The sequence below is a fragment of the Simiduia sp. genome (genome assembly GCF_058345725.1).
The window spans coordinates 1-7,833 of the sequence record NZ_JBTUOC010000098.1 but is presented as its reverse complement, the minus strand read 5'-3'; the positions used below and the strand labels follow the sequence as shown (position 1 = coordinate 7,833).

5 protein-coding genes are annotated in these 7,833 nt (G+C 53.2%); 3 read left to right on the top strand and 2 right to left on the bottom strand.

The window, feature by feature from the left end; genetic code table 11:
• The 3 genes from ACW8F6_RS17985 to ACW8F6_RS17975 all read left to right on the top strand — a co-directional run.
• A partial coding sequence (locus tag ACW8F6_RS17985; RefSeq protein WP_491577272.1) for a 3-methyl-2-oxobutanoate hydroxymethyltransferase occupies positions 1-186 on the top strand: 186 nt, incomplete at its 5' end.
• Between the two features lie 321 nt (positions 187-507).
• Positions 508-2,889: a M64 family metallopeptidase gene (locus ACW8F6_RS17980; protein WP_491577271.1), complete on the top strand. Its 2,382-nt coding sequence runs from the start codon at positions 508-510 to the stop codon at positions 2,887-2,889.
• A gap of 34 nt (positions 2,890-2,923) precedes the next feature.
• Positions 2,924-3,358 (top strand): hypothetical protein, encoded by a 435-nt coding sequence (locus tag ACW8F6_RS17975; protein WP_491577270.1) that lies wholly within the window; start codon positions 2,924-2,926, stop codon positions 3,356-3,358.
• A 283-nt stretch (positions 3,359-3,641) separates the two neighbouring features.
• On the opposite strand, the gene ACW8F6_RS17970 is transcribed toward ACW8F6_RS17975, so the two are convergent.
• Together ACW8F6_RS17970 and ACW8F6_RS17965 are read right to left on the bottom strand one after the other, a co-directional pair.
• Positions 3,642-6,149 (bottom strand): carbohydrate-binding protein, encoded by a 2,508-nt coding sequence (locus ACW8F6_RS17970; protein ID WP_491577269.1) that lies wholly within the window; start codon positions 6,147-6,149, stop codon positions 3,642-3,644.
• A 378-nt stretch (positions 6,150-6,527) separates the two neighbouring features.
• Positions 6,528-7,833, bottom strand: a 1,306-nt coding sequence (locus ACW8F6_RS17965; RefSeq protein WP_491577268.1) for a glycoside hydrolase family 3 C-terminal domain-containing protein, incomplete at its 5' end; no start/stop codon positions are given.

The following is a 7,833-nucleotide window of genomic DNA, read 5'->3' as shown; positions in this document are numbered from 1 at the left end:
GGCGCCGGTAAAGACACAGATGCACAGGTCTTAGTGATCAACGATATTCTCGGCCTCACCGAACACCCGCCTAAATTTTCAAAGAATTTTCTACTGGAGGCAGGCGACATTCCCGGTTCGCTGTTGAAATACGCAGACGACGTGAAAAACGGTGTCTTCCCCGCCAGCGAGCACAGTTTCGACTAGCACTGAAGCTAACGCCCAGTAAGGCGCCGCCTGCGCGGTGCCCTACACACTGAATCACCAAACAGACAGGGCCGCCGCGCCCTCGCCGCTAAGTACTCGCAGGCCTGCACGTCCAAAAAGATTTACCCGCCGCCCCGCTCCCACAACCACTGGGTCGAACCGCCCCTGCAACACCTCAGCCAAGGTGCACTGCACCCAAAAGGTCGCCATTGAGCTCTATGGCCTAGGCCATTTTTTGGCCATTCGGCGAATGGGCGCTGCCTCCCTCGCGCCCTACTATCCCCCTATCACAACCTTTTCTATTAACCGCGAGCCAAGCTTATGTATTTTCGTGCGACGTTTCTAATCGTATTCTGCGCCAGCCTTCTTGCCTGCGGAGGCGGCGGGGGCGGTGACAGCCGCTTAAGTGATGTGGCCTCTGGCGCCGTCGGCGAAAACAGCGACACCAGCCAACCCAATGGGGGGCCAACCGACGCACCCGTCGATCAGGCGCCGTCCGAGACAGACCAACCGGATTCCAACTCGCCACCAGTGACAGAGTCACCGGCGGGTACAACACAGCCGCCCGCTTCAGAGGAAGCTGAGCAGCCACCCGCCGAGCCGGAAGCTGGCGAAACGCCCATAGACCCAATCCAGGAATTTCTCGAACAACGCCCATTGACGCCTGTTCAAACCGTCACCGAGTACTACCTTGTCGAAGATTTTTCCGACATAAAGGCTACAGACGGTGCATTTACCGAAGCGCTGTTTAATCAACTCGCACCCAAGCACCACTTGAACGCACAGCTGACGCCAGAAAGCTTCAGCGGCGATGCCCAGTTTCGCAGCAGCACGCCCTCTATTTACTACAAAATTAACCTGGACTATTCGCTGGACAATATATTTTGTAGCAGCTATCAACTCGGCGTGACCTACATGCAGGGCGATTGGTGGGGCAATCGCTACATTCAAATCACCCGCGCGGAAGATGAGCGGGTGATTGAGCCCACCTTGGATATTGCCGAAGTCAAAACACCTATTACCCAGTGGTACACCATTGAACGCCTGAGCGGTCAAAAGGAAACCCTAAGAATTGTGGGCTACAAGGCCGAGCTGATAAAACTGGAAGTTAAAGCCGCGTGCGAACTCACCGATACCGACAACGACGGGTTAGTGGACGCACGTGAAAACTTGTTAGGTACCGATCCCGCCCAGCAAGACAGCGACGACGACGGCCTACTTGACGGCGCCGAAGCTAACTGGGGGCTCAACCCCCTGGACGCGACGGACGGTGCCTATGCCGATTCAGACAACGACGGCCTCAGCAACGCCGAGGAAATTGCCCGCGGGATAGGCGCACACGGATACGCACCTGAAGTGCAAGGTCTGAGCATCAACCAAGTCCCCGTTAGCGGCCATGCCTTGACTCTGGACTTTCATATTTTCGATCGAGATTTTACCGCTCAAGCTGAGCCCCTCGTTCAGTGGCAGCTAGAGGACGACGGCTATGTTGAACAATTTCAGCAGGTCAGCTTTACGCCCGCAACCGCAGATGAAGGGAAGCTGCTCTCCGCCTGCGTCACGCCAATTTCTGCAATTGGCCTGAACGATACGGGTACAACTCGTTGTACCGAAAAATTCCCCGTGCTCCCCTCGCCGACACATTGGGAAGGTTTGGGCCCGGTGACGCTTACTGGCCGACACGACGGTGAAGGCGTAGACCTGGTAGTGCTCGGCGATGGATTTACCGCAGAGGAGTCGGAGAAATTTAAGCTAACCGCATTAAACTTTGCCGAGACTTTTCTCAGCTTTCACGAAATCTCGGTACACCGATCAGCGTGGAATATTCACGCAGTGGGCGTTGTTTCCAATGACTCTGGGCTAACCGATAAAACGGTGGAGCCCAACATTGTCAAAGACACTTACTTCAAGAGCTGCAAAGGTTGCTCGAGCGCCACGCGAATTGTGAGTTCAGACGCCGGCATTGCCAAGGGAGTGGCAGCCGAACACTTCCCCCAGTACGACGTGGTATTGGTATTAGTGAATAGCGAAAGATATGGCGGTGTAGCCGGCGGCGTGGCCACCTCCACCGCCACCCCTACCAGCGCCGGGGTGAGCATTCACGAGATCGCGCACGTATTTGGCGGCTTGGCCGATGAGTACGGCGGCAGCTCTGCCCCCTTGACCGCCGAACCGCGCAACGCCAATGTCACTCTCAACCACGATCTTGAGACCGTAAAATGGCAACACTGGCTAGCGCCCACGGCCCACTTGACTGTGGCAGAGGGTAAAGTAGGACTCTTTGAGGGTGGCATCTATCGAAACAGTGGGGTCTGGCGGCCCACCAAAAATTCGCAAATGAACGGCGCCGGCGCAAATCCTTTCCACGCAGTCAATGCGGAAGCCTGGGCCCTGCGTGTGTATCAAAAAGCCAAGCCCGTGCACAAAAGTTTGCCGCTCTCTGAACACCGCTATTATCACGACCGCAAAGAGCGCCCGCGCTATTCGATTGCGTCGGTACATCAAGGCGAAGTACAGAGTGTCGACTGGTATATCAACGACGCACTGGTTGCCAGTGGTTCGGCCAAACATTTTGACCTGCCGAATCCGCAAATCGGCGACTACGAAATCAAGGCCGTCGTGACTGACCAAACCGGAGTGATCCGGAAAGATGCTGAGTCGCTCTCGTCGACAACCATTCGCTGGCAGGTAACGGCGCAATAGTCGCCCTAATCCATTGACTAAAGGATCACCCACCATGATAAACAAACTGTATAAGATTTTAGTGATTGCGACCCTGGCGCTACCCTTCTCGGGATATGCCAGTTTGAGCCTGGCCGACACACTGATGCTACACATTTCTGTCGACAATGGTACCCACAGACTTGTACGGGCCTGGACCACACCGCGCAATGTCGCCGCGCCAGTAACCACAGCTCCCCATGAACAGCACATACAAATTATCGCTTATAGCAATACGGGTGCCACGGTACATCGCCAATACAACGAAGATAGTTGGCACAAAATCCACGCCCTTCCGCTGGATGCGCGACGCGACTATATCGCACCCGAAAGCTACATTCTGAAAATTCCAAACCCTCAAGATATAGAGCGCGTAGAAATACATCGCGCCGCCATGTCGGAAGGGGGGCTTCGCCTGGATAATCTCCTAACCATTAAACGAGACTGGTAGCGCAACCGAGCGCGGCGTCTTAACCAAGGGCGAATCAATCTTCACTGTAAGTGTGAAAAAACGCCAGCAAATTGCTGGCGTTGTTCAAACTGATAGCCGTTGTTTAATGAACACTGAGTCAATGTCATCAACGCCACTTAGGCGCGCCCTTCAGCTTTGGCGGTCTATTCCAGCAATAAAGGCATGCCGACAACTGCGCTGAGTCGATATTAATTCAACCCAGAGCAATCAAGTCCACAACCGCCAAGCCCAGAGGCTGCTGAAAGGACATGGCCAGCTAGAGCTAGTTAACCCGATTAAATCGCCAGCGCTGCTGTGGTAACTGGTTATCACTGCCCGATTGCACATTGGCACCATTTTGGTCGCCGCTCACTTCGAGCAACATGCCATCACCTTGCGAACGCAATTGATAGCTACCATCAGTTTGCAATTCAGCGTACCAACGCTGATTAGCATTGTCGGTACAGTGCCACTGGTGAACATTGTTGCTGCCCGCATCGGCATCCAAACACGCACTGCTGTGCTGAGCACTGACGCGATATTCCCCACTGCCAAGTGGCGTTAGCAACCATTGCTGGTTGAGACCTGCTGAGTATTGCCATTGCTGAACATTGGCGCCATTGGCTTCAGAGACGTCGGCGACATCCAATGCACGGCCTGAGAAGTCGTTGACAATTACATAGATGCCCGCCTGTAAGGCCTCATCTGGCTCGCCAGGTGACTCTGACTCATCTTCCGCTTCAACAAATTCAATCCAATTCACATTAACGCCGCCGCTAGTGAAATTAACCCGCAAATTGTGTTCGCCGGCGCCCATCATTACAGGCATTGTCACTGTTTGCCACGCCTGCCAGCCACCGGTGGCGGATATATCAAAACCACCCAAGTTCACACCGTTCAGGGAGAATTCCATACGCGCACCACTGCTCGGCGAAGCCACGCGCGCGCTCAACAGCAATTGTTGAGCGGCATCGAGTCGCACGCCAAACTGCAACCAGTCGCCGCTGTCTATCCAGCCAACATTTTCACCGCCATCGGTATCGGAAGTGGCCTCTGTTTGCACACCTTGCATGTCACAATAGTCCTCTGCCTGTAATCGATTAGGCAGATTCGTATAAATGCCCTGGCAGGGGCTGTTTGAGCCGTCGTCGTTGGCAGCCGCCTCAAGAGCTAGCCAATTTATATTGACCCCCGGAGCGGTAAAATTAAGTCGCAATTGATATTCGCCCTCAGCAAAGTACTGCAGTGGCGTAACAACGGTCTGATAATTTTGCCACCCCCCCGTTACCGGGGTTTGTACAGAGGCAACCACGTGATCATTCAGGGCAATGTCAAATGATGCAGATGGCTCCGGTGACGCCACACGCAGTGCAAACCGGTACTCGCCGGCCTCGGCAATATGCACGGAATAAGCAACCCAATCCCCGCTGTCGATCCAGCCAATGTTTTCACCGCCGCCAATATCACCGGTGCTTTCCGTTTGTATTCCCAGACTGTCACAGAACTGTTCAGCCTGCACAGTGCCGGGCAAACTGTAGCGTGCAGATTGCTGGTCGCAACCGGTGCTTTCAGGCTCGTCGGCGTTAGCATTCGGCTCAATGGCCTCATAGAATCCTTGATGCCATTGATGGCTGCCGTGCCCATTGCGCGTGTTATCTTTCGCAAAATTCAGCATTGCCTCGTAGGTGCCCGCCGGCAGCGGTGTACCGTGATTGATAAAGTCTTTGACGGCATTGTAAGCAGCATTTGGAGGGATAGTCCAAAGCGTTTTATCATGCGACATTTTTTTGAATGACCACGGAAAATAGCCCGCAAGCGACTGTTTTGCCCACTGAGTGATTGCAGCTAAATTGCCGTTATCTGTCTCGCCGTATTCGCCAATAATCAGCGGAATACCTAAGCGATTGGTTAATGCCTCTCGCCCTAAAGTGTCGGATAGTGGGCCGTAGTGGTGTAACTGGTAGACTAATTTGTCATCCCACTGTTGGTATACGCCTGACGCCGTTTGAACCTGGGGATCGGTCCAGTCCAACTTGGTTAAATCCGAACTCCACCACGATCCCTCGGCCACAATAATGTGATTATCATCCACCTCGCGGATGGCATTGCGCAACGCGACCAGTGAGTTTAAAAGTTCAAACTCCCGCCCCGGTTGTGGAACGGGTTCGTTAATCAGGTCATAGCCCCATATTACCGGTTCGTCTTTATAGCGATTGGCTATGTGACGCCACACCTGGCTTGCAATCCACACATTATCGCCATCCCAAAATTTCACACTGTCGCGCGGCTGGCTCGCGTTGGAGTCCAAGTTGTCGGCATGGTCTCCCGGATTTTGGTAGCCCGGCGCGGCGTGCATGTCGAGTAAGACATAAATGCCGTGAGCGCGACTTGCTTCGATTACCCGATCAAAATACTGAAAACCGTGATCGCTCAAACTGCCATTTTGCCAAAACATATTGTAATGAAAGGGGACGCGCACACTGTTAAAACCGAGCGCCTTAAGATCGGCAATAGCCTTGTCGTCTACGTAGTGTAAACGCCATTGATGCTCAAAGGCCTTTGCATTATCCATGCTACCAAAAGCACGACTAAGATCGTTTAAAAATTGCGTATGGGTGCGGTAATTGAAATCCCCCATCATGAGGTAACCCTCCCACAGCAACCAGTTTCCCAGGTTTATACCACTCAAATACAAGCGCTCACCATTGGCATCCACGATATCGGTACCATCCGTGTGGACAAATTGCGCCTTCGCCACTGTTGAAATACAGGCGCACAGGCAAGCGGCCATGAAGTTCTGCAGCAGCCGCCTACCAGTGTGTCGCCAGGCGACCCATCTATTGATTAAGTTTTTCATTGCATTTGTACTCTTTACATTATTGTTATTTCACAGCACACCGAATCGGCTACTGTATTCCTGCAACTGGTTACTCCCACGCTTCGGAAGTCTATTCCGAAAGATCGCTAGCAGTTGCAAGGGCAAAATTAGTCCAGAGCGCCAGATATATCGTTCGGCTAGGTACGACTTCTGGTTCTACTCGTCGCTTTTAGGCCAAAATCTCCGAAGTAGAAAAAAGCCCGGCGGTAACCGGGCACAAAGTCTAAGGGAAAGGACTATCGAGCTAAGCTGCTCGTAACAAGGTGACCAGGAAAAACTCTGTTCAACCTATCACTGGATCACTTCAAAACTTGTTGCTAGGCCAGCCTGGGCGTGAGGTGCAATCCAAAGATCGAAATGGCCAGGCTCCACAATATAGTTCATACGCTGATCGTGAAATCCTAATTGACTTACGGGGATTTCGAACTGAACTACGGTCGATTTACCCGGCGCCAGGGTCACGCGCTTGAACTGCTTAAGTTCGCGTACTGGGCGGGCGACACTCGCTATCTTGTCGCGCACGTACAACTGAACTATTTCTGTTCCTGAACGCCGCCCCTTGTTGGTGATTTTTGCGCTAACTTTTACAATGCCGTCCTTTCTTACAACGGGAGTGGCAAGCTTGATCGCGTCGTAATCAAACTCCGTGTAGGTTAACCCAAAACCAAAGGGGTACTGTGGCAGATGGCCATAATCCAGGTGGTTTGACGAATTGCCGGGTACGTGCTGGAACACACCCTGCTCGATGGCCTCGATGCGTGTGTAATTTTCCGAAGTGGCTGGCCGGCCAGTAGCCAGTTGATTGTAATACACGGGTATTTGGCCTTCGGCAATGGGCCAAGTTAAGGGCAACTTACCAACGGGGGCGTGGTCGCCGAACAAAACATCCACCAAAGCGGGCCCCGCCATAGTGCCTGGATGCCAGGCCATCATGATGGCGTCAGCCTGTTCAGTGGCACTTGCCAATTCTATTGGACGGCCCGCCATTATAACCATCACAATAGGTTTCCCTGTTTCATGTAGGGCTGCCAATAATTGTTGCTGGGCACCCGGCAAGCTGATATCACCACGGCTGTGGCCTTCACCACTCAAGATTGACTCTTCACCCGCCAAAAACAAGATAACATCCGCAGCCGCTACCGCTGCCAGGGTACTATCGAAGGCCGCTGTCGACCTGTCCCGACTGTTGGCCAAAGTTGGTGCAAATATTACTCGCTGCTCACCAAGGTATTGACGCAACGCTGGCAGCAGACTTTGGCTATCTTTTTTATCGCCGTCGTAGATCCAAGTACCTAATTGCTCGTGAGGCACGTCGGCCAGCGGCCCAACTAGCGCTACGCGTTGACTTTTATTAAGCGGTAGCAGGCCTCGATTGTTTTGCAGCAATACGAATGACTCGCGTGCCGCAGCGCGGGCAGCGGCCAAGGCATCTGGCTGGAGCATCGCCTTATCATTGGTTGCCGGGGGCATTGGATTTTCCATTAACCCAAGCTTTACTTTGATACGCAATACGTTGCGCACTGCGTTATCCAAATCCGACATAGAGACACGGCCCTGCTTAACTAAATTGGGCAACTGCTTTTCATAGGTGTCGGTG

Excerpts from the sequence above, each read along its gene's own strand:
- ACW8F6_RS17980 (WP_491577271.1), top strand. The coding sequence starts at position 508 with ATGTATTTTCGTGCGACGTTTCTAATCGTATTCTGCGCCAGCCTTCTT.
- ACW8F6_RS17970 (WP_491577269.1), bottom strand. The coding sequence starts at position 6,149 with ATGGCCGCTTGCCTGTGCGCCTGTATTTCAACAGTGGCGAAGGCGCAA.
- ACW8F6_RS17975 (WP_491577270.1), top strand. The coding sequence starts at position 2,924 with ATGATAAACAAACTGTATAAGATTTTAGTGATTGCGACCCTGGCGCTA.